This is a genomic window from Mycolicibacterium cosmeticum (assembly GCF_000613185.1).
GTDB lineage: Bacteria > Actinomycetota > Actinomycetes > Mycobacteriales > Mycobacteriaceae > Mycobacterium > Mycobacterium cosmeticum.
This window is the reverse complement of the sequence record NZ_CCBB010000001.1, coordinates 1,693,264-1,717,284: the sequence shown is the minus strand read 5'-3', so window position 1 is coordinate 1,717,284 and position 24,021 is coordinate 1,693,264. Positions and strand designations below refer to the sequence as shown.

Annotated in this window: 27 protein-coding genes; 13 read left to right on the top strand and 14 right to left on the bottom strand. The window is 69.0% G+C overall.

The window, feature by feature from the left end; all coding sequences use genetic code 11:
- Positions 1 to 217: 217 nt before the first annotated feature.
- A complete protein-coding gene (locus BN977_RS08175; protein ID WP_131590043.1) occupies positions 218 to 646 on the top strand; it encodes a hypothetical protein in 429 nt (142 codons plus the stop codon).
- Positions 647 to 1,147: 501 nt separating this feature from the next.
- Positions 1,148 to 1,582 carry a hypothetical protein gene (locus tag BN977_RS08170; RefSeq protein ID WP_024450224.1) on the top strand — a complete coding sequence of 145 codons (435 nt, stop codon included), beginning with the start codon at positions 1,148 to 1,150 and terminating at the stop codon, positions 1,580 to 1,582.
- A gap of 70 nt (positions 1,583 to 1,652) precedes the next feature.
- Here BN977_RS08170 and BN977_RS08165 read toward each other — a convergent pair whose 3' ends face one another.
- Positions 1,653 to 1,985: a hypothetical protein gene (locus tag BN977_RS08165; protein WP_036397057.1), complete on the bottom strand. Its 333-nt coding sequence runs from the start codon at positions 1,983 to 1,985 to the stop codon at positions 1,653 to 1,655.
- Positions 1,986 to 2,136: 151 nt separating this feature from the next.
- On the opposite strand from BN977_RS08165, the gene BN977_RS08160 reads away from it, so the two are divergent.
- Complete coding sequence (locus BN977_RS08160) at positions 2,137 to 2,994, top strand: peptidoglycan recognition protein family protein (protein WP_024450221.1); 858 nt, start codon at positions 2,137 to 2,139, stop codon at positions 2,992 to 2,994.
- Here the strand turns inward: BN977_RS08160 and BN977_RS08155 are convergent.
- The 3 genes from BN977_RS08155 to BN977_RS08145 form a co-directional block, all read right to left on the bottom strand.
- On the bottom strand, positions 2,991 to 3,650 hold the full coding sequence (locus tag BN977_RS08155; protein ID WP_191262693.1) for a DUF3060 domain-containing protein: 660 nt from the start codon (positions 3,648 to 3,650) through the stop codon (positions 2,991 to 2,993). The two genes, BN977_RS08160 and BN977_RS08155, sit on opposite strands and share 4 nt — an antisense overlap.
- 36 nt (positions 3,651 to 3,686) lie before the next feature.
- Positions 3,687 to 3,980, bottom strand: a complete 294-nt coding sequence (locus BN977_RS08150) for a hypothetical protein (protein WP_024450219.1) — start codon at positions 3,978 to 3,980, stop codon at positions 3,687 to 3,689.
- 87 nt (positions 3,981 to 4,067) lie between these two features.
- Positions 4,068 to 5,435 carry a cation:dicarboxylate symporter family transporter gene (locus tag BN977_RS08145; protein ID WP_036397054.1) on the bottom strand — a complete coding sequence of 456 codons (1,368 nt, stop codon included), beginning with the start codon at positions 5,433 to 5,435 and terminating at the stop codon, positions 4,068 to 4,070.
- A 63-nt stretch (positions 5,436 to 5,498) separates the two neighbouring features.
- On the opposite strand from BN977_RS08145, the gene BN977_RS08140 reads away from it, so the two are divergent.
- From BN977_RS08140 to BN977_RS08125, 4 genes are all read left to right on the top strand, one after another.
- A complete protein-coding gene (locus BN977_RS08140; RefSeq protein WP_024450217.1) occupies positions 5,499 to 7,073 on the top strand; it encodes a sensor histidine kinase in 1,575 nt (524 codons plus the stop codon).
- Entirely contained in the window at positions 7,070 to 7,756 is a 687-nt protein-coding gene (locus tag BN977_RS33450; protein ID WP_036397052.1) for a response regulator, read from the top strand. Before BN977_RS08140 ends, BN977_RS33450 begins: the two co-directional genes overlap by 4 nt.
- Positions 7,757 to 7,883: 127 nt before the next feature.
- Positions 7,884 to 8,684: an amidase gene (locus BN977_RS08130; protein ID WP_227456147.1), complete on the top strand. Its 801-nt coding sequence runs from the start codon at positions 7,884 to 7,886 to the stop codon at positions 8,682 to 8,684.
- A 473-nt stretch (positions 8,685 to 9,157) separates the two neighbouring features.
- Entirely contained in the window at positions 9,158 to 10,141 is a 984-nt protein-coding gene (locus tag BN977_RS08125; protein WP_227456146.1) for an MmpL3/TtfA transport complex stabilizer, read from the top strand.
- Here the strand turns inward: BN977_RS08125 and BN977_RS08120 are convergent.
- Together BN977_RS08120 and BN977_RS08115 are read right to left on the bottom strand one after the other, a co-directional pair.
- Complete coding sequence (locus tag BN977_RS08120; RefSeq protein ID WP_024450213.1) at positions 10,138 to 10,464, bottom strand: hypothetical protein; 327 nt, start codon at positions 10,462 to 10,464, stop codon at positions 10,138 to 10,140. The genes BN977_RS08125 and BN977_RS08120 overlap by 4 nt on opposite strands.
- Before the next feature lie 7 nt (positions 10,465 to 10,471).
- Complete coding sequence (locus BN977_RS08115) at positions 10,472 to 10,795, bottom strand: hypothetical protein (RefSeq protein WP_024450212.1); 324 nt, start codon at positions 10,793 to 10,795, stop codon at positions 10,472 to 10,474.
- A 103-nt stretch (positions 10,796 to 10,898) separates the two neighbouring features.
- Here BN977_RS08115 and BN977_RS08110 point away from each other — a divergent pair, with 103 nt between their 5' ends.
- Positions 10,899 to 12,551 carry a fatty acid--CoA ligase gene (locus BN977_RS08110; protein WP_165576304.1) on the top strand — a complete coding sequence of 551 codons (1,653 nt, stop codon included), beginning with the start codon at positions 10,899 to 10,901 and terminating at the stop codon, positions 12,549 to 12,551.
- Positions 12,552 to 12,639: 88 nt separating this feature from the next.
- Entirely contained in the window at positions 12,640 to 12,978 is a 339-nt protein-coding gene (locus BN977_RS08105) for a DUF8129 domain-containing protein (protein ID WP_036397050.1), read from the top strand.
- Here the strand turns inward: BN977_RS08105 and BN977_RS08100 are convergent.
- The 4 genes from BN977_RS08100 to BN977_RS08085 all read right to left on the bottom strand — a co-directional run bounded on the left by BN977_RS08100 (position 12,975) and on the right by BN977_RS08085 (position 17,495).
- Complete coding sequence (locus BN977_RS08100; protein ID WP_036398685.1) at positions 12,975 to 14,165, bottom strand: lipid-transfer protein; 1,191 nt, start codon at positions 14,163 to 14,165, stop codon at positions 12,975 to 12,977. The genes BN977_RS08105 and BN977_RS08100 overlap by 4 nt on opposite strands.
- Positions 14,166 to 14,218: 53 nt before the next feature.
- Positions 14,219 to 14,560 carry a DUF732 domain-containing protein gene (locus BN977_RS08095; protein ID WP_036397048.1) on the bottom strand — a complete coding sequence of 114 codons (342 nt, stop codon included), beginning with the start codon at positions 14,558 to 14,560 and terminating at the stop codon, positions 14,219 to 14,221.
- 96 nt (positions 14,561 to 14,656) lie between these two features.
- Positions 14,657 to 16,291 (bottom strand): serine/threonine-protein kinase, encoded by a 1,635-nt coding sequence (locus tag BN977_RS08090; RefSeq protein ID WP_036397047.1) that lies wholly within the window; start codon positions 16,289 to 16,291, stop codon positions 14,657 to 14,659.
- Positions 16,292 to 16,361: 70 nt separating this feature from the next.
- Positions 16,362 to 17,495, bottom strand: a complete 1,134-nt coding sequence (locus tag BN977_RS08085) for a BTAD domain-containing putative transcriptional regulator (RefSeq protein ID WP_024450206.1) — start codon at positions 17,493 to 17,495, stop codon at positions 16,362 to 16,364.
- Between the two features lie 77 nt (positions 17,496 to 17,572).
- Here BN977_RS08085 and BN977_RS08080 point away from each other — a divergent pair, with 77 nt between their 5' ends.
- A complete protein-coding gene (locus BN977_RS08080) occupies positions 17,573 to 18,673 on the top strand; it encodes an NAD(P)H-dependent amine dehydrogenase family protein (protein ID WP_036397045.1) in 1,101 nt (366 codons plus the stop codon).
- Here BN977_RS08080 and BN977_RS08075 read toward each other — a convergent pair.
- Complete coding sequence (locus tag BN977_RS08075) at positions 18,670 to 19,713, bottom strand: zinc-binding dehydrogenase (RefSeq protein WP_024450204.1); 1,044 nt, start codon at positions 19,711 to 19,713, stop codon at positions 18,670 to 18,672. The two genes, BN977_RS08080 and BN977_RS08075, sit on opposite strands and share 4 nt — an antisense overlap.
- A 37-nt stretch (positions 19,714 to 19,750) precedes the next feature.
- Here BN977_RS08075 and BN977_RS08070 point away from each other — a divergent pair, with 37 nt between their 5' ends.
- Together BN977_RS08070 and BN977_RS08065 are read left to right on the top strand one after the other, a co-directional pair.
- Positions 19,751 to 20,224, top strand: a complete 474-nt coding sequence (locus tag BN977_RS08070; protein ID WP_024450203.1) for an SRPBCC family protein — start codon at positions 19,751 to 19,753, stop codon at positions 20,222 to 20,224.
- Positions 20,225 to 20,236: 12 nt separating this feature from the next.
- On the top strand, positions 20,237 to 21,085 hold the full coding sequence (locus BN977_RS08065; protein WP_191262695.1) for a patatin-like phospholipase family protein: 849 nt from the start codon (positions 20,237 to 20,239) through the stop codon (positions 21,083 to 21,085).
- A 1-nt stretch (position 21,086) separates the two neighbouring features.
- Here BN977_RS08065 and BN977_RS08060 read toward each other — a convergent pair whose 3' ends face one another.
- From BN977_RS08060 to BN977_RS08050, 3 genes are read right to left on the bottom strand one after another with little or no spacing between them, the layout of a single operon-like run.
- Entirely contained in the window at positions 21,087 to 22,040 is a 954-nt protein-coding gene (locus tag BN977_RS08060; RefSeq protein ID WP_036397044.1) for a patatin-like phospholipase family protein, read from the bottom strand.
- 6 nt (positions 22,041 to 22,046) lie between these two features.
- On the bottom strand, positions 22,047 to 22,826 hold the full coding sequence (locus BN977_RS08055; protein WP_036397043.1) for an SDR family NAD(P)-dependent oxidoreductase: 780 nt from the start codon (positions 22,824 to 22,826) through the stop codon (positions 22,047 to 22,049).
- Between the two features lie 60 nt (positions 22,827 to 22,886).
- A complete protein-coding gene (locus BN977_RS08050; RefSeq protein WP_036397041.1) occupies positions 22,887 to 23,321 on the bottom strand; it encodes a lipoprotein LpqV in 435 nt (144 codons plus the stop codon).
- 120 nt (positions 23,322 to 23,441) lie between these two features.
- On the opposite strand from BN977_RS08050, the gene BN977_RS08045 reads away from it, so the two are divergent.
- On the top strand, positions 23,442 to 24,020 hold the full coding sequence (locus BN977_RS08045) for a cysteine dioxygenase (RefSeq protein WP_051561157.1): 579 nt from the start codon (positions 23,442 to 23,444) through the stop codon (positions 24,018 to 24,020).
- Position 24,021 lies beyond the last annotated feature (1 nt).

Sequence of the window (24,021 nt, the reverse complement as noted above, 5' to 3'; positions counted from 1 at the left end):
GAAATCCCTGTGAACTGCGTTGTCATCCGATTTTGACGCTGCGCGACATCGTCGGCCCTGGTGTGTCTACCCAGCCGTCGGGCGGTCGCAAGCTAACCATCAGCGGATCTTGCCGACGTGGGTTTATCGCAAGATGATCACGGGTATGGATCGTTCGCCAGCGGCTGTGGTAACTTCCATTCGCCAACAAAGTCGTTTGCTGGAAGGGAGACGAAACATGGAACGACGTCAGGGACTGGGACGCAAGATGGTCGCGACGGTGGCGGTGGCCGGTGGTGGCCTCGCTGTCGCGATGGGGATCGCCACCGCCGCGGCCGGCACCGCGGCGGCCGATTCTCAGCAAAACGTGCTGACCCAGATCGGCAACAAGACGACCCCGCTGTCGCAGCGGCTCGGGCAGTTCGGCACCAACGTGCTCGTCAACGGCGGGACTGTGGGGACGAACCTGCTCGTCAATGGCGGCACCGTGGGCTCGAACGGGCAGATCAACCTCGGCACCGTCGGGACCAACCTGCTGATCAACGGCGGCACCTCGGCCAGTAGCGCCCAGCAGCAGCTGGGCACGGCAGCCAGTAACGCCCAGCAGCAGCTTGGCACGGCGGCCAGCAATGCCACCAAGGCGATCGGTTCCGTCCTCGGCGGCTGACCCGCGCCGAACTTCTTGTGTGGGCGCCTGCCGGCCCGCTCGTGTCGCGAGCGGGCCGGTAGGTCGTTTTCGGGCTTTGCTGGCGTGTCGTGTCGCCAAAATTCTGTCGGCCGACGAGACCGCGTCGATCCGTCGCCGCGACGCACCATGCTTTGCCAGGGTGCAGCTAATCCGGATGCCCCGACCGTGGGGCCGAGGCGGCCGATGGGTGGGGGATGACGCTGCCGGACCGCCGGTATCACATAACGGCTGGTAAAGCCGAAATTATCGGTGGCGTAAAAACTTGCTGCATTTCGACGGGGCGTATCCTGGGGCCGAACCCCTGGTCAAACGCGCAGCGAGCGGGTGATTGCCAATTCCGGCGCCGCGGGAAAGCAAATTTTCGCAGCCGTCCCGAGGTTTCAACCTTCCGCTACGGGGCTACCTTAATCGTGGTTTGGATCACAGACCACGTGCTAGCTTAAGCGGGCTCGGTTGGGATTTGCTGGAGGGAGAGCAATCATGAATCACAAGGTGGGGTCGGAAAGCCGGAAATGGGTGCGGGTCGTCGCGGTGACCGGCACGGCTGCGGCCCTCGCAATCGGCGGCAGTGTGGCTGGTGCGGGTACGGCTTCGGCCGACTCACAACAGAATGTCGTCAACAGCACGGGTAACAAGGTGAGCCCGAATCAGACGATCGGGGAGTTCGGGTCCAATCTGTCACACAACCTGGGCGTGTTCGGCACCAATCTGTTGGTGAACGCGGGAACGGTCGGGTCCAACGCGCAGCAGCAGCTGGGTCAGACGGGCACCAACCTGCTGATCAACAGCGGAAAGTTCACCACGAACCTGTCCACCAATATCGGTAAGACCGGCGGCAACCTGAGCAAGAACGCCGGCCAGTTCGGTGGCAACCTGGTGAAGAACATCGGGAAGTTCCTCAGCGGTAACGGCTAGGCGAACAGCGATATCCCACATGGGCGGCACCCGCGGGTGCCGCCCATATGGCGTCCAGGGGATCGTGCGGTCAGCGGGAGCAGTCCAGCGACACCGACACGGTGCGTCGGACGACGACCGGGATGAAATCGCGGTCGTCCCGTCCGCCGACCCGGACGATCTCGGTGCGCTCGTGTGGATTTCGCACGTCGGTCACCACGCACCGATCCAGGGGTGCCGAGCCCACCCGGTCGATCTTCACGTCGAAACCCTGCGCCTCCAACAGGCCGATGGTGGCCACCGCGGACTCCCCGGCCGCGGACGCCGTCGGGGCCGTCCACGCGCCGAGGACCAACGCGGTTCCGAGCGGGGCAGCAATCGCGGCGGCGGTGGCGGCGATGCGCTTGGCGGTGATGCTCTTCATGATGAGACTCCTTGTGCGAGTGCGCGTATTGGGTGGTGCGCAGGTGTGCCGGGTAGGTTGACTGCAACCCATCCTGTCGCCGCGGGGCATGGTGCCGCTTGGAGGTTGGGTGGAGATCGGGTGGAGATCACCGGTAGGGGAGGCGAGCGCGGTGCCGTCGAGGCGACCATGGACGGGTGACCCGGTCTGGCTGGCCGATGTGCTGCGGGCCGAGGGGCTCGACGTGGTCGAGTACCCGGGCTGGCGGGACCGTGGACACGGTGATTTCGAGGACATCCGCGGGGTGATGGTGCATCACACCGGTTCGGATACCGCCACCGCGGCGTCGATCGCCGCCGGCCGGCCGGACCTGGCGGGGCCGTTGTCGCAGCTGCACATCGCCAGGGATGGGACGGTGACGGTGGTCGCGCTCGGCGTGGCCTGGCACGCCGGCGTCGGCATGTATCCGTGGGTGCCCGCCAACATGGGCAACTGGCATCTGATCGGCATCGAATGCGCCAACACCGGTACCGGCCCTCTGGCGCCGCACCGCGAGAACTGGCCGGACGCACAGTATTTCGCGCTGGTCGACTGCTGCGCGGCGATCAACCGCAGGCTGGGACAGACATCGGCCAGGACCATCGGGCACAAGGAGTACGCGGGCTACGCCCAGGGCAAGTGGGATCCCGGGGCCATCGACATGACGGAGCTGCGTCGCGATATCGGCGCCCGCATCGGGGTGCTGACCGACCCGGCACCGGACCGTCGGCCGCCGGTGCCGGTGGGCGAATACACCGGCATCCTGTTGTTCGCGGGGTCGCGGGGCCCGCAGGTCGCCGAATTACAGCGACGGCTCAAGCACGCCTACGCGTCCTACGCCGGCGATCTGGAGATCGACGGCATCTTCGGTCCGGAAACCGAGGCCGCGGTGCGCGAATTCCAGCGCCGAACGCCCGGCCTGGTGGTCGACGGCATCGTGGGGCCCGCGACCGCGGCGGCGTTGCGGCTCAGGGTGATAACGCAGGCTTAACCCTGCTCGACCACGTTGCCTTCGCCGGACTTGGTGATGCCCGGGGCGCCCGAGTGGAACGCGATGTGGTTGTCGAACCCGGCGGCGGTGATGGCGTCGGCGGTGTCCACGGTGACGTTGTTCTCGAAGCCCGACACCGTCAGGCTGGCGCAGTGCCCGGTGATGGTGATCCGGTTGTTGGCCCCACTGACCACCACCACGTTCTGATTGCAGGCGATGGTCTTGACGGCGCCGATGCCGGAGACGCTCACGGTGCTGCCGGGTTGCGGCAGATCCTGCGAGGGCACGACGGACGGCGCCTCGGCCACGGTCGATTCCGGACTCGGTGGGGCCTCGGTGAGAAAGCCACCGCCGCCGGAGATGCCGGGGATCGACGCGGTGTTCTGATACACCACCCAGGCCGCACCACCCGCCGCCGCCATCATCACCACCGCGACCGGAACGATCAGCATCCACGGACGCAGACCCGAACGGGACGGCGGCGCGGGCGGGTATCCGACCGGATACGGATTGGCCGCGTACGGCCACTGCTGAACCGGCGGCGGGTAACCCACGCCGGCGCGGTGGTCGGCTCCCAGTTCGGACGCCCTGGCCATGTCGCTGAGCGGCTGTTCCAGCGCCCGGATCCGGGCCTCGGGATCATCCTCTGGGTTCATGTGCAGATGGTCCCACATCGGCACCGGCCCAAGGGGCTACCTCGAACAGTCCAGGGACACCGTGATGGTCCGCCGCACCACGAGCGGGACGAAGATGTCGCGGTCGCCGTGCCTGTCCACCTGCACGAGTCGCGTTTCCGATTGCGGATTGCGGACGCTGGTGACGACGCACTGGTCCAGCGGAGCACTGCCGACCCGGTCGACGTTGACGTGGAAACCCTGCGATTCCAGGGTGCCGATGGTGACCACCGCCGACTCGGCCCGAGCCGGGGCGGCGGTCAACAGCGCCGCCGCCGGGACGGCGATCAGGGCGATCAACACGGTACGCATACCCATGACACGTCCGCAGGCCGGAAATGGTTCACCCACAACGAAAAACCCGGCCGGATGTCTCCGGCCGGGCCTTTCGTGCGCACCCTACGCCGGCACCGGGACGCGCGCCGATGCCGGTTCTTCGGCGCGCCCGCCGTGGTCGCTGTCGACCATGGTCAGCTCGTCGAACGGGACGTCACCACGCAGCACGGCGTCGACCCTGGCCCGATCGATGGTCTTGGTCCACGACCCGACCAGGACGGTGGCGACGGCGTTACCGGAGAAGTTGGTGACGGCGCGCGCCTCGGACATGAAGCGGTCGATACCGACGATCAGGCCGACGCCGTCGAGCAGATCGGGCCGGTGGCTCTGCAGGCCGCCGGCCAGCGTGGCCATCCCGGCGCCGCTGACGCCCGCGGCACCCTTGGAGGCGACGATCATGAACACCAACAGCGACAGCTGCTCACCCAGCGACAGCGGATGCCCCATCGCGTCGGCGATGAACAGCGAGGCCATGGTCAGGTAGATCGCCGTGCCGTCCAGGTTGAACGAGTATCCGGTGGGAACCACGACGCCGACGGTGCTGCGGTCCACGCCCAGGTGCTCCATCTTGGCGATCAGCCGCGGCAGAGCGGATTCCGACGACGAGGTGGAGAAGATCAGCAGGTATTCCCGGGCCAGGTAGCGCACCAGTTTGAAGATCGACACCCCCGACACCGCGCGCATCAGCACGCCCAGCACGCCGAACACGAACACGAAGCAGGTGAGGTAGAAGCCCAGCATCAGCGCCAGCAGTTGGGTGACCGCGCTCCAGCCGGTCTGGGCCACCACGTTGGCGATGGCGCCGAAAGCACCGATCGGGGCCAGCCACAGGATCATGGTGAGCACCTTGAACACCAGCTTCTGCAGGTGCTCCACACCGCGCAGGATGGGCTCGCCCGCGGTGCCCATCGCTTGCAGTGCGAACCCGACGAGCAGGGCAACGAACAACGCCTGCAACACATTTCCCTCGGTCAACGAGGACAGCAGGGTGGTCGGGATGATGTGGGTGACGAAGTCCATCAGGCCGCCGGCCTCATGCGCCTTCTCGGCGAGGGCGGCGCCCTGGCCGGCCGCCTTCTCCGACAGGTGCATTCCCGAGCCCGGCTTGAGCAGGTTGCCCACCACCAGGCCGATGCCCAGCGCGATGGTCGACATGATCAGGAAGTAGGCGAAGGCCAGCCCGCCGACCCGGCCGACCGTGGCGGCTTTGCGCACCGAGCCGATGCCCAGCACGATGGTGCAGAAGATGACCGGCGCGATCATCATCTTGATCAGGCTGACGAACATGGTGCCCAGGACGCCGACGTCCTTGCCGATCGACGGGGCGAGCAGGCCGACGGCGACGCCGATGACGACGGCGGCGATGACGGCGATATAGAGCCAGTGCGTGCGGTCCCGCTTCTTCGCGGGCGTGTCCGTGGTGGAGGTCATGTAAGGATGGTCGGCGAGTACGTGATCCCGGTCACGTTTTAGTTCATTTCGTTCAGTTTGGGGGTGCCGGTGCGCAGGTGGTGGCCGGCCACGTCACGGTGGTCGCTGGCAGGTCAGGCGATCGCGCTCCAGATCGTGGTGGTGGTGTTGGTGGTGCTGGCCGGCACCGGTCTGGCCCTGCTGGATGCCCGCCGGGACGGCGACGACGCGGCGCGCCAGCAGATGATCGGCATCGCCACCGCCCTGGCCGATTCCCCGTCGACCGCGCTGGCCATCGAATCAGGTTCGGCGACAAGGACTCTGCAACCGGTGACCGAAGCGGTGCGCAAGGCCACCGGAATCGCCTTCATCACCATCATGGCCCCCGACGGCATCCGTTTCACCCACACCGATCCCACCCAGATCGGCGGTCACTACCTGGGCACGCTGGAGCCCGCGCTGCGGGGCCAGACGTTCACCGAGGTCTACACCGGAACACTGGGCCCCTCGATCCGGGCGGTTGCGCCGGTGCGCGCGTCCGACGGCCGGATCGTCGGGCTGGTGTCCGCGGGCATCACCCGCCAGACCCTGGCGCAGCGCTGGCGGTCGCAGATCAGCACCATCGCGGCGGTCACCGCGGCGGCGCTGGCCATCTCGTTGGCCGGCGCATGGGCGATCCGGCGCCGGTTGTTGCGGCAGACCCACGGCCTGCGGCCGGACGAGCTGCGGGTGATGTATGACCATCATGACGCCGTCCTGCATTCGGTGTCGGAGGGACTGATCGTGCTGGATGGTGACGGCGTGGCGCTGGTCAACGACGAGGCGCGCCGGCTGCTGGGGCTGCCGGACGGGCCGGTGACCCGTGCCGACCTGCCGGAGTTCCTGCGCAGCCAGGATCCGGGCGTCCGCGACGAACTGCAGGTCACCGAGGAGCGGGTGCTGGTGGTCAACCGGGCATCGGTGGCCGATCAGCGCGGGGAGCGGGGCAGGGCGTCGGCCTCCGAGGTGGTGACCATCCGCGACCGCACCGAGTTACAGGGTGCGCTTGGCGAACTGAGCGCCCTCAAGGTGCTCACCGATTCGTTGCGCGCGCAGGCGCACGAGCAGGCGAACAAACTGCACACCGTCATCACCATGGTGGAGATGGGCCGCCCGGAGGACGCGGTGCGGTTCGCCACCGACGAACTGGAACTGTCGCAGCGGCTGGTCGACCGGCTGTCGCAGTCCGTGCGCGAACCCGCGCTGGTGGCGCTGTTGCTGGGCAAGGCGGCTCAGGCCGATGAGCGCGGCATCACGCTGACCGTCACCGAGGACACGCAGCTGTCCGCCGATATCCCGCTGACGGGCCAGGAGATCGTCACCGTGCTGGGCAATCTGATCGACAATGCCCTCGACGCCTGCGATCGGGACGAGCCGTGGGTCGAGGTCACGGTGAACCAGGACGACCAGGCGCTGATGATCAAGGTGGCCGACAGCGGCCCCGGCATGGACCCGGCGACGTTCGAGCGGGCCCTGCGGCGCGGGTATTCGACCAAGAGCGATGCCGCGGGTCATGGTCTGGGCCTGGCGCTGGTGGCCCAGGTGGTGAACCGGCACGGCGGGACGGTGGCCGCGGAGTTGACGTATGGCTCGGTGGTCACCGTGACGGTGCCGCGGTGAGCCCGATCCGGGTGCTGATCGTCGAGGACGATCCCCTGATCGCCGAGGCACACCACACGTATCTCGGCCGGGTGGAAGGGTTTTCGGTGGTCGCGGTGGTGCACACCGCCCGTGATGCGATGCGCGTCGCGGCCGAGGCGCAACCGCCCGTCGACCTGGTGCTGCTCGATCTCGGGCTGCCCGACGCCAGCGGTATCGCCCTGGCATCCGGGCTGTCGGGGCTGGCGCCGGCGCCCGACATCATCGCGATCACCTCCGAGCGGGATCTGGAAATGGTCCGCGCCGCGGTCGCGCACGGCGCGCTGGCCTATTTGCTCAAACCGTTCACCTTCGCCGCGTTCCGGGACCGGATGGAGCGTTACCGCCGCTACCGCGGCGCGTTGCCCGCCGGTACCGAGGCGGCAAGTCAGGCGGAGGTGGACCGCGCGTTCGCGGAATTGCGGGTTGCCACCGACAAAACGGTCACCCCGAAAGGCGTCGCACCGCAGACCACCGACGAGATCGCGCGGGTGGTGCGGGACAGCCCCGGTGGCCTGACGGCCGACGAGGTCGCCGGTCAGGTCGGTGTCTCCCGGGTGACGGCGTGGCGATACCTGGAGCGGCTGGCCGACGACGGCACCGTCACCCGCAGCACCGACTACGGCAAGGCCGGGCGGCCCAAGACGCGTTATCAGTGGCGCTGAGCCTGCAGTTCGGCGCGACGTCCGATGGACGAATTGAAAATCACGGCTTGGCAAAGAATTCTCGAGGCGGCAGCAAATAGCCAATTCCAGAATTATGATTCTGCGAATTGTGTCCGAAGGGATTGCCGTGAGTTCGACCAAAATGCGCGTTGGGCTGACCTCGCTGTTGGTTTTCGGTGTTGTCTCGGCCGTCGTCTCAAGCGCATCCGGCGGCGCCGGAATGGTGGCGACGGCCGGCGCCGCGCCGGAATCGGCCACCGACGCCCGCGCCGTCACCGTCAACACCGGCAGCTTCGATCTGAATGTCCGGTCGGCGCCGTCGATGACAAGCCAGAAGATCGGCACCGTTGCCAACCATTCGAGGGTGGTCATCACGTGTTATGCCCGCGGCGCCGAGTTCGTCGGCGGGCCGTATCAGCTGCGCACGGATCTGTGGAACCGGCTGGACAGCGGCGGTTACGTCACCGACGCGATGCTCGACACCGGCTCCAACGACCCGGTCGTCCCGCCGTGTGCCACCGAAGCGTCCCGGCCGACGTCGGCGCGGGCCACCGGGCGTAAGGCGCAGGTGAACCCGGCCAAGGACGGCACCGACGCGTGGGCCGCGCTGGAGAAGTGGTTCTTCGTCTCGGGGGAGCAGTTCTACCCGGCAGTCACCGCCACGCCGCGGGATCTGGCCGGTTCGGCCAGGTCGGCGGGCTGGACGGTGGTGGACGACCCGCAGCCGCGGGCCATCGTGGTGATTCCGGGCGGGCAGCTCGACGCCCCGCCCGCGGGTCACATCGCGTGGGTGGATTCGACGTCGAAGCGCTCGGACGGCACCTACCTGACGCTGACCGAGATGGCCGGCCCGGGGCGCGGTCCGGGCACCTGGTCGGCGCGCACCGTGAAAGCCGAGAAAGGGCTGTCATTCGTGCTGTTGCCGTGAGGCATCAGCTAATTTGACAGCAATGTCAATTCGAGTTCGTCGGGCGCGGTGCTGCCCGCCCGCGGGACGCGCCGATCGGCCTGGTGTGACACAAAGTTTGCTGATCCCGGCGCTGTGATCTGGCCCTCACTTTGCGGCGCCAAGCTAAGAATCCGTGATGTGACGGATGTGGCGACGACCCCCGGTTGAAATTGCCAACGGGCGGTATTTCCAGTTCAGGACTTTGTGGCCGGTTGCTGAAACTAGGTCACAAATGCATAACGAATAGTTTCCTAAGCGGTGTCTGAGAGGTTGACGGCAGATCAACGCCGGGTGCCCCGCAAGGTTGGGTTTGCTTGTCGGATGCGTCGCTAGACTCGATCGGGAACGCGCCATCCTCGGCGCATCGCGACTGAATCTAGTGCCGGTGCCGTTATACCGGCGGAGGTGTCGAAGAAATGGCAAGTGTTTTCGTGCGCGCAAATGACGCCGCCGTGAACGAATCCCGGACCGCGTACGCGGGGTCGGTGCAGATCGGGCGGGGCGCCATCGCGGACGTCGCCGCCGACGCCACCACCATCGTCGTGGCCAACCACGGCGACGACTCGGTCACCGTGGTGCGCCCTGACACCGTCGCGGCCCCGGCCGTGGTCGACGTGGCGGGTGAGCCCACCGCCATCGCACTCGCCGATGACCGCGCCTACGTGATCACCAGCACCGCCGAGGTCGACACCGTCGTGGTGGTCGACACCCGGGCCAACGCCGTGCTGGCCAGCTACCCGCTGGCCTTCACCGCCACCGCCGTCGAGGTGAGCCGCGACGGCAAGCGCGCCTACGTCGCGCGCACCGGCAACGACCACGTCGACATCGCCGTCATCGACACCACCGCCGAGCGGGTGGGCACCATCGACATCCCCGCCGGCGTCGGTGCCTCCATCGACGGGCTGCGCATCGCCCCGTCCGGGCGCGAGCTCTACGCCGCCGTCACCACCGTCACGGGCAGCCGCCTGCTGATGATCGACACCGAGACGGCCACCGTGCGCAAGTCGCTGTCCATCGGGGCGCCGATCCGCGATCTCGCGCTCACCAAGACCACCGCCTACGTGCTCACCTCGGACCTGACCGCGCTGGGCAAGATCGTCGTGGTGGACCTGGCCGCCTTCACCGTCACCGGAACCGTGGCGGCCGGCGCGCTGCCGATCCAGATGGCGCTCTCGGCCGATGGCTCGCGCGCCTACGTGGTGGACTACGACCAGGTGGCGGTGCTGTGCACGGTCACCAACGACGTGCTCGAGACCATCACGGTCGGTTCGCGGCCCACCGCCCTGGCCCTCAGCGGCCAGGGGGACCGGCTCTACGTTGCCGATGTGGACGGCCGGATCACCGCGTTCCGGGTGACCCCGCCGTCGCCGATGTACTCGCCGTTCGAGGCGGTGGCCTTCACCGAGGCCCGGCAGCTGGAGCCGGTCGGCGTCTAACCGCCCGAGATCGACCGGTTGCAGTCCAACGTCACCGAGATCGACTGACTGATCGTCTGCTGCACCAGCACCCGCTCGTCGGTGCCGGGCCCGACGTAGGGCACCCACTGCTTGACGGTGTTCGGGTTGCGCACGTTGGTGACCACGCATTGGCTCAGCGGCAGGGTGCCGCTGCGGTCGATGTTCACCGTGTAGCCCTCGGACTGCAGGCGGCTGATGGTCTCCTGCGCCGTCTCCTCGGCGGACGCCGGCCCCGCGGGGACGGTGATTGCCGCGGCGGCGGCGGCAATGCCGACCGTGGCCAGTGCCCATCTCATTCGCATCCCTCCATCATGGCGCATGTTGCTGGTTGGCGGTGCAGTCGAGCGACACCGAGATGGACCGGCTGACCACCACCTCGATGTAGTCGTAGTCGTGTTTGCCGTTACGGCCGTTGTCGACCCTGATCAGCCGGGTCACGGTCTGCGGGTTGCGCACGCCGGTGACCACGCACTGATCCAGCGGGGCGCTGCCGACCCGGTCGACGTTGACGGTGTAGCCCTCGGCCTCCAGCAGGCCGATGGTTTCCTGCGGTGACTGGTCCGCGTGGGCCGGCGGTGCGGCGGTGAGGAGCACGGCCGCCGCGGACAGCGCGGCGAGCAGTAATGGACGCATGGCGCGCCCCCTGTCGGATTGATGAACACTTGCTGTGAACTACATCGCCGGACGGCGGTGATTCGTTGCAGGCGCGGTCCGCGCTGGCGCTACCATCGCGGCGGTGTACTCCACCATGCAGAATTGGCCGCTGACCATCACCGCGATCCTGCGTCACGCCTGCGGCGTCAACGGGGACCGCGTCGTCACCACCGCCACGGGGCAGGGCGGAGCCGCAGAGGCCGCGGCATCAGGGCTGAGTCATCGCAGCCTGACCTACCGTGAGGTCGGCGAACAGGCCGCCCAGCTGGCGCACGCCCTGCGCGGGCTGGGGATCACCGGTGACCAGCGGGTCGCCACATTCCAGTGGAACAACGCCGAGCACCTGGTCGCGTACCTGGCGGTACCCGCGATGGGCGCCGTGCTGCACACGCTCAACATCCGGCTGGCGCCCGAGCAGATCGCCTATATCGCCAACGAGGCCGAGGATCGGGTGATCATCGCCGACTCCTCGCTGCTGCCCCTGCTGGCGCCGGTGCTGCCGCAGCTGACCACCGTGCACACCGTCATCGTGGTCGGCGACGGGGATACCAGCGCGCTGACCGGACCGACGGTGGTGCGCTACGACGAGCTGCTGGCCGGCCGGCCCGCCGAGTTCGACTGGCCCGAGCTCGACGAGAACTCGGCGGCCGCCATGTGTTACACCAGCGGCACCACCGGCAACCCGAAAGGTGTTGTCTACAGCCATCGTTCGAGTTATCTGCACGCGCTGACGGCGTGCACCGCCAACGCACTGGACGTCAGCTCCGGCGACGTGGTGCTGCCCATCGTGCCGATGTTCCACGCCAACGCTTGGGGGCTGCCCTACGCCGCGCTGATGGCCGGCGCCGACCTGGCCATGCCCGACCGGTTCCTGGACGGGTCCTCGCTCATCGAACTGATCGAGTCGCGGCGCCCGACGGTGGCCGGCGCCGTCCCGACCATCTGGAACGACGTCATGCATTGCCTGGAAAGGTCGCCCGGCCACGACATTTCGTCGCTGCGGCTGGTTGCCTGCGGCGGCTCGGCGGTGCCGCTGTCGTTGATGCGGACGTTCCAGGAGCGGCACGGCGTCTACATCCAGCAGGCCTGGGGGATGACCGAGACCTCGCCGCTGGCCACCGTCGCCAAGCCGCTGCCCGGGGTCTCCGAGGAGCGGCACTGGCAGATGCGCGCCACCCAGGGCCGGCCGATGTGCGGGGTCGAGGTCCGCATCGTCGACGACGAGGGCAACCGGCTGCCCGACGACGGCAAGGCCGTCGGTGAGCTGGAGGTGCGCGGCCCGTGGATCACCGGCGGGTACTACCTGGGCCGCGACGCCGAGAAGTTCGACAGCGGCTGGCTGCGCACCGGCGACGTCGGCGTGATCGACCCGGACGGTTATGTCACGCTGACCGACCGGGCCAAGGATGTCATCAAATCCGGCGGAGAGTGGATCTCGTCGGTGGAGCTGGAGAACCACCTGATAGCGCATCCCGCGGTGCTGGAGGCCGCCGTGGTGGGCGTGCCCGACGAGCGCTGGCAGGAACGTCCGCTGGCCGTCATCGTGCTGGACGAAGGCGCCTCGGCGGAGGCCGCCGAGCTGCGCGAGTTCCTGGCGGACAAGGTGGTCCGGTGGTGGCTGCCCGAGCGGTGGACGTTCATCGAGCAGGTCCCGCGCACCAGCGTCGGCAAGTACGACAAGAAGACCATCCGGGCCCGGCACGCCGACGGGGCCTACGAGGTCATCATCCTGTGATTTGTGGCGCCGCACCCGTAATGGTTACGGGTGCGGCGCCACAAATCGCCCCGTTTAGCCGCGGCGGCCAGCGGCTACGCCAATCGGCATGAGCTCCGACGAACCCCAACTGCCGTTGCCCGACTACGACCAGATGTCCCTCGGTGACCTCCGGCACCGGATCCGTGCCCTGGACCTCGACGAGCTGACCGCCGTGCTCACCCACGAGGCCGGCCATGCCGCCCGGGTGCCCGTGCTCGAGGTGCTCGAAGCCCGGCAGCGCGAACTCGAGGGCGGCGCCGAACCGTCGCCGGGTAATCCGGCGAATGCCCCCCGCGTGCAGGGCGCGGCCGGCGGGTCGCCGGTGCAGGAGTCGACGGCGGCACAAGCCACCAGCCCGCTGCGGCACGGCGTCGCCCAGCAGACACCGAGCCGCGGCAAGCCCTAACGCTCGGCGCGCTGATACGCGGTGACCACCGCCGCGCCACCGAGGCCGATGTTGTGCTGCAGGGCCGCGCTGACGTTGTCGACCTGGCGCTTGTCCGCGGTGCCGCGCAGCTGCCAGGTCAGCTCGGCGCACTGCGCCAGACCGGTCGCGCCCAGCGGGTGGCCCTTGGAGATCAGGCCGCCGGACGGGTTGACCACCCACCGCCCGCCGTAGGTGGTGTCGTCGTTGTCGATCAGGGCGGGCGCTTCCCCCGGACCGCACAGGCCCAGCGCTTCGTACAGCAGCAGCTCGTTGGCCGAGAAGCAGTCGTGCAGCTCGATCACCTGGAAGTCGGCCGGGCCCAGGCCGGCCTGATCGTAAACCTGTTGGGCGGCTTGCACGTTCATGTCGTAGCCGATGATGTTGGCCGCGCTGCCGTCGAACGTGGAGGCGAAATCGGTGGTCATCGCCTGCCCGACGATCTCCACGGCCTGACCGGCCAGGCCGTGCGCGTCGACGAACGCCTCGCTGGCCACGATGGCCGCACCCGACCCGTCGGAGGTGGGGGAGCACTGCAGCTTGGTCAGTGGGTCGGAGATCATCTTGGCGGCCAGGATGTCGTCGAGGGTGTACTCGTCCTGGAACTGCGCGTACGGGTTGTTCACCGAGTGCTTGTGGTTCTTGTAGCCGATCTTGGCGAAATGTTCTGCGGTGCTGCCGTACTTGCGCATGTGTTCGCGCCCGGCTGCGCCGAACATCCAGGGCGCCACCGGAAAACCGAACTCGTCGATCTCGGCCAGCGCCTTGACGTGCCGGCCCAGCGGGGATTCGCGGTCCTGCGCACCGCCACCCAGGGAGCCGGGCTGCATCTTCTCGAAGCCCAGTGCGATGGCGCAGTCGGCCAGACCGCCTCGAATCGACTGTGCGGCAAGGTAGAGCGCCGTCGAACCGGTGGAACAGTTGTTGTTGACGTTGACGATCGGGATGCCCGTCATGCCCAGCTCGTAGAGCGCCCGCTGGCCCGAGGTGGAGTCACCCGAGCAGTACCCGACGTAGCCCTGCTGCACCTCGGTGAAGTCGATGCCGGCGTCGGCCAGCGCCTTGGTGCCGGACTCTCGGGCCATGTCCGGGTAATCCCAGCCCTCGGTTCGTCCGGGCTTCTCGAACTTCGTCATTCCGACACCGACGACGAAAACACGATTCGGCATGGTGATCCCTTTCGCTTCATTGCGGTCGGGATCGAACATACTTCGCGGGTTTCTCAGGCGAACGCGTCGGTGTACTGCGGGCAGTAGTAGTCGATCGACATGACGACGAAGGCGGCGGCCTGACGGGTGGTCAGGTCGGTGTGGGCGAGGATGTCCATGCCGATCTCGGTGCCGGTCGCGCCGGCTTTCAGCTCGGAGCACACCTGGCGCGCGTTGCCGATGACGTCGGCGGCCGAGTCGTAGGTGATGCCCTCCTTGGCGATCTCGTCGAGGAACGCGCTATCGGTCTGGGAGGTGATGGCGTTCGCCGTGCCGGCCGAGGCGAGGGCGGCCAACCCCAGCGCCAGCCCGGACAGGGTGGTGACGACGGCGGTGCGGGCGGCGGTGCTGAGCATGGGGTGGACTCCTGACGAGGTCGGTTCCGGTCGTTCCGGGCGACCACAGGGTCCAACGGCGATCTTGATGGATTCTTGGTGGATCCTTGGCAGCGCTCAGCCGTAGGCCAGCCACCACTGGTGCAGCTGTTCCATGTCGGGTGCCTGGATGTTGCCGATCATCAGATCGGAGTTCTTGGTCCAGGTGATGTCGGGGCCGTCGGCGTAGGTGCCGCAGGCAATGGAGCCCTCGGCCCGCTGGGCGGAGTCGGTGTAGTGCCACGTCGTCGGCGAGTCGATCCCGCTGCCCGGGCATTGCAGCAGCTCGGAGTCACCCTTGATGGCGTCGTCGAAATGCCCCGACAGCGCGCCCTGGTCGGCGAACAGCGAATACCGCGACGCGGCCGGTCCGCCCGGCGAGGTGGCCGGCCCGCAGTCCACGGTGGCCAGGGCCCCGGTGACCGGCGGGTGCACCACCTGACACGTGCCGGGCGCGTAGTCGCGGGGCAGCATCCCCAGCAGCCGGTTCTCCAGCGTGCCCGCGCTTTCGGATTCGGTGCTGCCGGCGGGTTCGGTGGTCTCGGTCGTCTCGACCGGCTCCTTGGTCGAGGTGGGCGCCGCCGTCGTGGCCGGCGCCGCCGTGGTGTCATCGGGTTTGACCAGCCAGAACACCCCGAGTGCGGCGATCACCAGGACGAAGACGCCGGCGGCGGCCGCGATGGGCACCCAGGCGGTCTTCTTGCCCGGCCCGGGGGTGTTCGGCGGCTGCTGATTCCAGGTCGGCCCACTGGGCGGCGGTGTGTAGAAGCGCGCGGGTGGCGGTGGCGTGGTGGGGTACGGCGTGGGTGTCCCGAACCGCGGCGCGGGCCGGGTGGCGGCCTCGCCACGCGCGACGATATCGGCCGCCTGCGTCTGGTCCCGGGTGCTCAGCGCCTCGGTCGCCGCGGCGGCCAGCGCACCGGCGGTGGCGAACCGGTCCTCGGGTCTCTTGGCCATCCCGCGGGCGATGACGGCGTCGAATGCGGTGGGAATCCCGGGCCGGATGGTGCTCGGCGCCGGGACCGGGTTCATCAGATGGGCGGTGATCACCATGCTGACGCTGTCGCCCGGGAACGGCTGCCCACCGGTGAGGCATTCGTGCAGCACGCAGGTCAAGGCGTACACGTCGGCGCGATGGGTCACCGCGCCGCTGGTGAACCGTTCCGGGGCCATGTAGGCGTAGGTGCCCACCGCGGTGCCCAGTTCGGTCAGCTTCTCGTCGCTGGCCGCATTGGCGATCCCGAAGTCCACCAGGTAGGCGAAGTCGTCCCGGGTGATCAGGATGTTCTCCGGCTTGACGTCGCGGTGCATGATGCCGCTCTCATGTGCGGCATCCAGCGCGGCGGCCACCTGGCGGATGATGGCGACGGCGCGCGCCGGCGGCATCGGGCCGGAGGCCTTGAGCAGCTTGCGCAGGTCGTGCCCATTGATCATGCGCATGTCGACGTACAGCACGCCGTCGATCTCGCCGTAGTCATGGATCGGCACCACGTGCGGCTCCTGCAGCCGCCCGGCCGAATGCGCTTCGCGCTGCAACCGTTTGCGGAACACCGGGTCGTGAGAGACGCCTTCGGGCAACAGTTTCAGCGCGACGATGCGGTCCTTGACGGTGTCCTCGGCCTCGTAGACCTCACCCATGCCACCGCGCCCGATGAGCCGCCGCAACCGGTAGGGGCCGAACTGGGTGCCCTCGCGCGAAGTCGGCCCGGTCATGTCTGCCTCGCTCCTCTACGTCCGCAGGCTCAACACCCTAATGGGTGGCCGGAACCCGCACAGCGGAAGCTCAGCCAGGGCGGATGATCTCGAACACGAACTCGTGTTCGCAGATGCGGAACCGGTCGCCGTCGTTGAGCGTCGCGGTGCCGCGGATGCGCTGGCCGCCCACCTCCACACCGTTGGCCGAGCGCAGGTCGGTGATGACGAAACTGGTCCCGGTGTCGATGATGACCGCGTGGTGGCGACTGACATTCGGCTGGTCGAGCACGATGTCGTTGTCGGGCAGCCGGCCGATCCGGGTGGCGGCCGCCACCATCGGGTGCACCCGCCCGGACAGCGACCGGATCTGCGCCGCGGCCGTCTGCACCCCGACCGCGGTGCGCAGGTCGAGATTGTTGATCTTGTGCACGGCCGTGGTCCGCGCCGCCTGCCGGACGTTCAGTGGCTCCTGCCGCAGGATCCGCTCGTACAGCGAACGGACCGTCGGGCTGGGGTCGATACCCAGATCGTCGGCCAGCGTCGTCTTGAGGCGCTGATAGGCATCCAGCGCGTCGGACTGCCGATCGCTGAGGTAGTACGCCGTGATGAGCTGCGCCCACAGCGGCTCGCGATACGGGTATTCGACGACCAGTGACTCCAGCCCGCCGATGATGGTATACGCACGGTTACAAGCGATTTCGGCTTCGGCGTGGGCGGTGTGTGCCACCACCTTGTCCTCCACCAGGGCGGTGGCGAAGGGGTCGACGAACTCGAAGTCGCGCAGATCGTCGAGCACCGGGCCGCGCCACTGCGCCAGGGCGGTGGACAGGTGGCTGCTGGCCTGTTCGAACTGCCCGGCCGCGGCGGCCTGCACGCCCGCGCCCTTGGCGGCGATGAACCGCCCGATATCGCAGTTCGCGTCGTCGACGGCCAACCGGTATCCCGGTGCCGCGCTGGCCAGCACGGCACGACCGTCGGCCCCGGTGCTGGAGATGAGCTTGCGCAGATTGGAGATGTACGAGTGCAGGCTGGCTTTCGGCTCCGGCGGCGGGAACTGCTCCCACGCCGCGGTGACCAGCGAATCGCCGCTGACCGGGCGATTGCGGCTCATCACCAGCAACGCCAGCACGGCCCGCTGCTTCGGCGTCCCCAACGGTAGCGGTCTGCCGTCGACGGTCACCTGCAACGGGCCGAGCACACCGAAGTCCAGGCCGTTGGTCATCACCGGTCATTGTGCCGGGCAGCGCGCCGAAAGGTGGTAGAACGTGTTCTAGTTCTTGCGCTGGGAAGGGAGCGACAATGGCGTTGCGCGTGGTGCAGTGGGCGACCGGCGGGGTGGGCAGCGCGGCCATCAAGGGCATCCTCGACCATCCCGACCTCGAGCTCGCCGGGGCATGGGTGCACAGCGAGGCCAAGAACGGCCGGGATGTCGGGGACATCGTCGGCACCGGCCCGCTCGGGGTGCCGGCCACCAACCGCGTCGAGGACATCCTCGCGCTGGACGCCGACGCCGTCATCTATGCGCCGCTGCTGCCCGATCCCGACGAGGTGGCCGCGTTGCTGCGGTCGGGGAAAAACGTGGTGACACCGGTCGGTTGGCTGTACCCGAGCGCGAAACAAGCTGCGCCCCTGCGCGAGGCGGCCCTGGCGGGCGGGGTGACGCTGCACGGCACCGGCATCGCCCCCGGCGGATTCAGCGAGAAGTTCCCGCTGTTGTTGTCGGTGTTGTCCACCAGGGTGACCTTCGTCCGGGCCGAGGAGTTCTCCGACCTGCGCACCTACGACGCACCGGATGTGCTGCGGCACGTGATGGGGTTCGGGGACACCCCGGACAAGGCGATGAGCGGACCCATGCAGAAGATGCTCGACGGCGGTTTCATCCAGGCTGTCCGGATGTGCACCGACAAACTCGGCTTCCGGGCCGATCCGCGGGTGGTCACCGCCCAGGAGGTGGCTGTGGCCACCGCTCCCATCGCGTCGCCGATCGGCGACATCGCACCCGGCCAGGTCGCCGCCCGCCGGTTCCACTGGGAGGCGCAGGTCGACGGCGAACCCGTCGTGCGGATCACCGTCAACTGGCTGATGGGTGAGGAAAACCTCGACCCCCCATGGACTTTCGGCCCGGAAGGGCAGCGTTACGAGATGGCCGTGCGCGGCAATCCCGACTTCACGGTGGTGGTGCGCGGATTCCAGGGCGAGCCCGGTGACGAGGTGGGTCGAGGTTCGATCGTCGGCTCCGCCGACCGTGGTTCGATCGTCGGCTCCGCCGAACCGGGTGTGGTGGGCACCGCGGCGCACTGCGTCAACTCGGTGCCCGCGGTGTGCGCCGCGCCGCCGGGCATCGCCACCTACCTGGACCTGCCGTTCGTCGCGGCCCGTGCCGCCCCGCATCTGAGCTAGGGCGCCACCAGGATTCGGATCGGGTCACCGTCGGCGCGTTCCAGCTTCTCGATGCCCGCGGCGACATCGTCGAGCGGGACGATGTCGCTGATCGACCGGTGCAGGTCCAGCCGGCCCAGAGACACCAGATTGGCCAGCGTCCCGATATCGGCGTTCTGGTAACCGAGGTGACCGCGCACCTGGCGCTTGGTGAGGTTGAACAGCGACGTCGGCCCGATCGTCGGGGCGTCGGCACTCATGCCGACCCCGACCAGCCGCCCGCCCACGGTGAGGGCGGCCAGCGCCTGGTCGAAGGTCTGCGCCACGCCCACCGCGTCGAACGCGACGTCCACCCCGCGGCCGCCGGTGACCTCGATGATCTTGTCGCGCAACGACTCATCGCGGGCGTCGAACGCGTGGTCGGCGCCCAGTTCCAGGGCACGCTGCAGCACCGCGGGTTTGATGTCGACGGCGATGATGGGCGCCGCACCGACCAACCGGGCCAATTGCACGATATGGGTGCCGATGCCACCCACACCCCACACCCCGACGGACTCGCCGATACCCACCTGGCCCGTGCGCACGACGGCGCCGAACGGTGTCGACACCGCGTCGGCGAGGATGGCGGCCTGCTCGAGCGGGACGTTGTCGGGTACCCGGGTGAGCCCGAACGCCTGCGCGACGGTGTACTGCGCCCACGCCCCGTCGTAGGCGAAGGCCATCAGCCGGATGCGCAGACAGTTGCTCAGGTCCCCGCGCAGGCAGTTCACACAGCCCAGGCAGGGCCGGCCCGCCGCCACCACCACGCGGTCACCCTCGGCCCAGCCGGTGACCCCCGGCCCCAGCTTGGCGATGGTGCCCGAAGCCTCGTGTCCCTGGGTCACGACGGGCACCTGCGCGGGGAAGGTGCCGTTGATCAGGCTCAGGTCGGAATGGCAGATACCGCAGAACGCGACCTTGACCAGAACCTCGCCCGGACCCGGCTCCGGTATCGGAACCTCTTCGACCGCAATGGTTTTCGAATCGGCATAGAATCGCTGCGCACGCATCGTCGCTGACATGGCGCTCCCTCGGTCGGTCCCGGCTACCATGGCCATCATGGCGCAGCCGCTGACGGTGGAGCAATCACGGGCTATTCCGGTCCTGCCCGAGGATCTGTTCCGCGACATGGTGCCCATGCCGTTGCCGTCACTGTTCCGGCGGTGGTACGGGCCCATCCCGCCGATCAAGGAGACCCGCGGCCAGACCGGCGCGTGGGACGCGGTCGGCCAGTCCCGCACGGTGGTCCTCACCGGCGGCGGCAGCATGCGTGAGGAACTGACCTCCTACGATCCGCCCCGGTCCTTCGGCTACCGGCTCACCGACGTCAAGGGGCCGTTGGCGCCGCTGGTCGCCGGCGTCGACGGCCAGTGGCTGTTCGAACCGGCGGGCACCGGCACGCTGGTGACGTGGCGCTGGACCATCCACCCGCGATCGGCGCCGGCGGCACCGCTGCTGCCGGTGTTCGGCAGGCTGTGGAAAGGCTATGCCGCCCAGTCGCTGGCCGAACTGTCCGACCAGATGGTCCGCTAGGTTCGCGCTACCGTGAAACGTGGCTTGATCCTGGCCGGTGGCGGCCTGGCCGGTATCGCCTGGGAAACCGGGGTGCTGGCCGGTATCGCCGATGCCTCCCCGGACACCGCGGCCGCCGTGCTGGCGGCCGACGTGCTGCTGGGTACCTCGGCCGGTTCCGCCGTCGCCGCCCAGGTGAGCAGCGGCACCGCGCTCGACGACCTCTACGCCCGGCAGATCGCCGAGGAAACGCACGAAATCGCCTCCGGCGTCGACATCGACGAGGTGGCCGAGCTGTTCGTCGCCGCGCTCGGCGAATCCGGCAGCACCGAATCCCGGATGCGCCGGATCGGCGCGATCGCGGTGGCCGCCCAGACCGTCCCCGAGGCGGTGCGCCGCGAGGTGATCGCACACCGGCTGCCCGCGCAGCACTGGCCCGACCGGGACCTGCGGATCACCGCCGTCGACGTGGCCACCGGCGAACTGGCGGTGTTCACACCGGCATCGGGTGTCCCGCTGGTCGACGCCGTCGCCGCCAGCTGCGCGGTGCCCGGCGCCTGGCCGCCGGTCACCATCGGGGCGCGTCGCTACATGGACGGCGGGGTGCGCAGCGCGGTGAACACCAGCGCGGCAGCCGACTGCGACGCGGTGCTGGTGCTGGTGCCCGCCGCCCAGAACGCGCCGTCCCCGTTCAGCGGCGGTGCGGCCGACGAGATCGCGGCCTTCCCCGGCGCCTCGATGGCCGTCTTCGCCGACGACGACGCGCTGGCCGCGTTCGGGCGCGATCCGCTCGACCCCCGCTGTCGGCGGCCGTCGGCAGCGGCGGGCCGCGCGCAGGGGCGCCGGGTGGCGGCGGCGGTCGCCGACTTCTGGTCCCGCTGAATCAGTCCAGCGCGCCGAGCGCGGCGGCGGCCAGCTCCTGGCCGATCTCGATGACCTCGTCGGCGCGGTGGAACTCCAGGCTGCGGCACGCGGTGCGGGGCACCTCGATGAGCAGGTCGGGCGGGTAGGCCGCCAGGGTGTGCCGGGCCAGCGCCGCCTGGGCGATGTCGATGGTGCGGTTCATGATCTCGAAGCTGCCCAGCCGCGGCGCCGCCGGCACGCCGGCGGCCTCCTCGAGCGCAACCTCCGGCTCGACGGCGCTGCTGAACCGGCTGAGCACCGACCGGGCGGCCGGGGTGTCCAGCACCCGCTGGGCCGCCGTGGTGTCCAGCAAAGCCGTTGTGCTGCGCCACATCCGGCCCAGGAACTCGGCGGTCGGTCGCGGTTCGGGTTTGCCCGGTCGGGTGGCCGGGTCGGGGCCGCCCAGGCTGATCGCGATGGTCAGGTCGGCATTGACGGCGGCGATCGGTGCCATCGGCAGGGGGTCCAGGATGCCGCCATCGGCCAGCAGGCGGCCGTCGACCACGTGTGGGGTGAAGATGCCCGGAATCGCGATGGACGCCCGGATCGCGTCGTCGAGCGGGCCGCGCTGCATCCACACCGATTTGCCCGCGATCAGGTCGGTGGACACCGCCGTGTACGGGATGGGCAGTCGCTCGATGGTGGCGTCGCCGAGGATCTCGCGTACCGCGTCCAGGATCTTGCCGGCCCGCAGCACCCCGGGTGAACTGATGGAGGGATCCAGCAGCCGCAGCACCGCCCGCTGCGTCAACGAGCTTGCCCACAGGGCGAATTCGTCGAGTTTGCCCGCCGCGTACAGGCCGCCGACCAGCGCGCCCATCGAGGATCCGGCGATGCCCACGATGTCGTAACCGCGGTCGGTCAGCTCGTTGATGACCCCGATGTGCGCGTAACCCCGCGCACCTCCACTACCGAGTGCCAGGGCGACCCGCATCGCCGGTCAGGATTCCTTCATGATGCGCTGGGCCACCGGCGCCAGCAGCCGGCCGGGCAGCAGCCGGGTGCTGGCGGCCAACACGGTGTTGGCGAGCCCGGAGACGACCGTCGGGCCGGACCGGTCCACCGCGGCCAGCGCGGTGTCGACCACCTGCCGGGAGGTCTGCCGGCCCCTGGTCATGAACTGCTTGCCGGTGCGCGCGAAGAACTCGGTCTCGGTGGCCCCCGGGCACAGCGCCAGCACCCGGACCCCGGTGCCCTTGGTCTCCTGCCACAGCGCCTCGGTGAACGACAACACGAAGGCCTTGGTCGCACCGTAGACCGCCATGGTCGGGGTGGGCTGGAAGGCCGCGGTGGAGGCGACGTTGAGCACCAAGCCGTTGCCCGCCTTGATCATCGGCGGCAGGAACCGGGCGGTCAGGTCGACCAGCGTCCCGCAGTTCAGCTGGATCTGGGTGGCCGAGGCGTCGGGGTCCAGCTCGGCGAACAGGCCGTGCGATCCGACGCCGGCGTTGTTGATCAGGATGTCGACGTGCCGGCCCAGCTGCTCGATCTGGCCGAACAGTTGGGCACCCGATCCCGGCACGGACAGGTCGGCGGCGATCACGTCGATGGTGACGCCGGGAGTGCTGCGCAACAGGGTGGCCCGCAGTTCCTTGAGCTTGTCCGCGCGGCGGGCGACGAGCACCAGGTCGGCCCCGAGACCGGACAGCTGGTGCGCGAACTCCTCACCGATTCCGCCGCTGGCGCCGGTGATCAGTGCGGTCCGATTGCGAAAGTCCACAGTGCCATCCTGCCGTATGTCGAGCGGTCGGGCGCTTCTGCTCACCCTGATTTTGAAGCGTCAGCCGCACTCGCCGTTGGCCGCGGCGTTGGCCGCCATGATGACACCGGCCTGCTGGGCCGGTGTCAGTTGCGCCCACGGGGTGTTGAAGCTGCCCGGCCCGCTGGCATCGGGGGCCTGCAGGGTCTTGAGGTAGGCCTCGACCAGGGTGCGCGGTTCGGCGTGCTGCTCGTCCAGCCACAGCTTGGCGGCATGACAGGCCTGGCCGTACTGGGATTCGGTGGCGTCGGAGGGGACGTCGACGGCGGTGGTGACTCCGCCGGGGGAGACCGCGACGGCACCCGCCGGCAGCGGCTTCTCCTGCGGCAGCGGGGGCGGCTCCGAGATGGGTGTGGCGGAGGCGGGGCTCGATGCGGCCGGCGTGTCGGTGTGCGAAGAACAACCGGCCAGGACGGCTCCCGCGGCCGCCATCACCAGGATCGGGTAGCTGCGCATGCTCCCCAATCTATGCAACACTCGCGACCGTGACGGAGGGGACCGGTTTCCGAGGCTGTTGTCGCGCTCGTTGAGAGCACCAGCGCCCGCCAACCGTTCGTCGTTTTCCTGGAGTCACCCATGGTTTCCGCCCCTGCTTCTGCGCTCGTCTCCCCGCCCGCGGTGTCCGCACCCACCCGGCTGCGGCTGCCCGACCTGCTCAACGCCACCGACCGCTGCGCCGACGATGTGCTGTCCGGCCGGTATGACCGGTTGCTGCCCGCCGGCGGCCCGCCCACCGACGAACGCTGGTACAGCCGGCTGTACGGCGATGACGAACTCGACATCTGGCTGATCAGCTGGGTGCCGGACCGGTCCACCGAATTGCACGACCACGGCGGGTCGCTGGGCGCGCTGACGGTGGTGTCGGGCGCGCTCACCGAGACACGCTGGAACGGCGAGGCGCTCAAGCGCCGTCGGCTGCGCGCCGGCGATCAGGCGGCGTTCCCGCTGGGCTGGGTGCACGACGTCGTGTGGGCGCCCTCTGCGGCGGGTAGGAGCGTAGCGACCGGGGGATCGGTCGGAGTACCGGCTGCCCCGATCACGCTGAGCGTGCACGCCTACTCGCCACCGCTGACCGCGATGTCCTACTACGAGGTCACCGACCGGCAGACGTTGCGGCGCAACCGGACCGAGCTGACCGACGCACCGGAGGGCTGAC

Bases quoted from the DNA above. Each gene is read 5' to 3' on its own strand.
- BN977_RS08100 (WP_036398685.1), bottom strand. From the start codon at position 14,165: ATGCCGAATCGTGTTTTCGTCGTCGGTGTCGGAATGACGAAGTTCGAG.
- BN977_RS08155 (WP_191262693.1), bottom strand. From the start codon at position 3,650: ATGAACCCAGAGGATGATCCCGAGGCCCGGATCCGGGCGCTGGAACAG.
- BN977_RS08170 (WP_024450224.1), top strand. From the start codon at position 1,148: ATGAATCACAAGGTGGGGTCGGAAAGCCGGAAATGGGTGCGGGTCGTC.
- BN977_RS08050 (WP_036397041.1), bottom strand. From the start codon at position 23,321: ATGCGCAGCTACCCGATCCTGGTGATGGCGGCCGCGGGAGCCGTCCTG.
- BN977_RS08060 (WP_036397044.1), bottom strand. From the start codon at position 22,040: ATGCGGGTCGCCCTGGCACTCGGTAGTGGAGGTGCGCGGGGTTACGCG.
- BN977_RS08145 (WP_036397054.1), bottom strand. From the start codon at position 5,435: ATGACCTCCACCACGGACACGCCCGCGAAGAAGCGGGACCGCACGCAC.
- BN977_RS08070 (WP_024450203.1), top strand. From the start codon at position 19,751: ATGGCGCAGCCGCTGACGGTGGAGCAATCACGGGCTATTCCGGTCCTG.
- BN977_RS08150 (WP_024450219.1), bottom strand. From the start codon at position 3,980: ATGCGTACCGTGTTGATCGCCCTGATCGCCGTCCCGGCGGCGGCGCTG.
- BN977_RS08175 (WP_131590043.1), top strand. From the start codon at position 218: ATGGAACGACGTCAGGGACTGGGACGCAAGATGGTCGCGACGGTGGCG.
- BN977_RS08080 (WP_036397045.1), top strand. From the start codon at position 17,573: ATGGCGTTGCGCGTGGTGCAGTGGGCGACCGGCGGGGTGGGCAGCGCG.
- BN977_RS08115 (WP_024450212.1), bottom strand. From the start codon at position 10,795: ATGCGTCCATTACTGCTCGCCGCGCTGTCCGCGGCGGCCGTGCTCCTC.
- BN977_RS08075 (WP_024450204.1), bottom strand. From the start codon at position 19,713: ATGTCAGCGACGATGCGTGCGCAGCGATTCTATGCCGATTCGAAAACC.
- BN977_RS08045 (WP_051561157.1), top strand. From the start codon at position 23,442: ATGGTTTCCGCCCCTGCTTCTGCGCTCGTCTCCCCGCCCGCGGTGTCC.
- BN977_RS08090 (WP_036397047.1), bottom strand. From the start codon at position 16,291: ATGACCGGGCCGACTTCGCGCGAGGGCACCCAGTTCGGCCCCTACCGG.
- BN977_RS08105 (WP_036397050.1), top strand. From the start codon at position 12,640: ATGAGCTCCGACGAACCCCAACTGCCGTTGCCCGACTACGACCAGATG.
- BN977_RS08095 (WP_036397048.1), bottom strand. From the start codon at position 14,560: ATGCTCAGCACCGCCGCCCGCACCGCCGTCGTCACCACCCTGTCCGGG.
- BN977_RS08085 (WP_024450206.1), bottom strand. From the start codon at position 17,495: ATGACCAACGGCCTGGACTTCGGTGTGCTCGGCCCGTTGCAGGTGACC.
- BN977_RS08165 (WP_036397057.1), bottom strand. From the start codon at position 1,985: ATGAAGAGCATCACCGCCAAGCGCATCGCCGCCACCGCCGCCGCGATT.
- BN977_RS08120 (WP_024450213.1), bottom strand. From the start codon at position 10,464: ATGCGAATGAGATGGGCACTGGCCACGGTCGGCATTGCCGCCGCCGCC.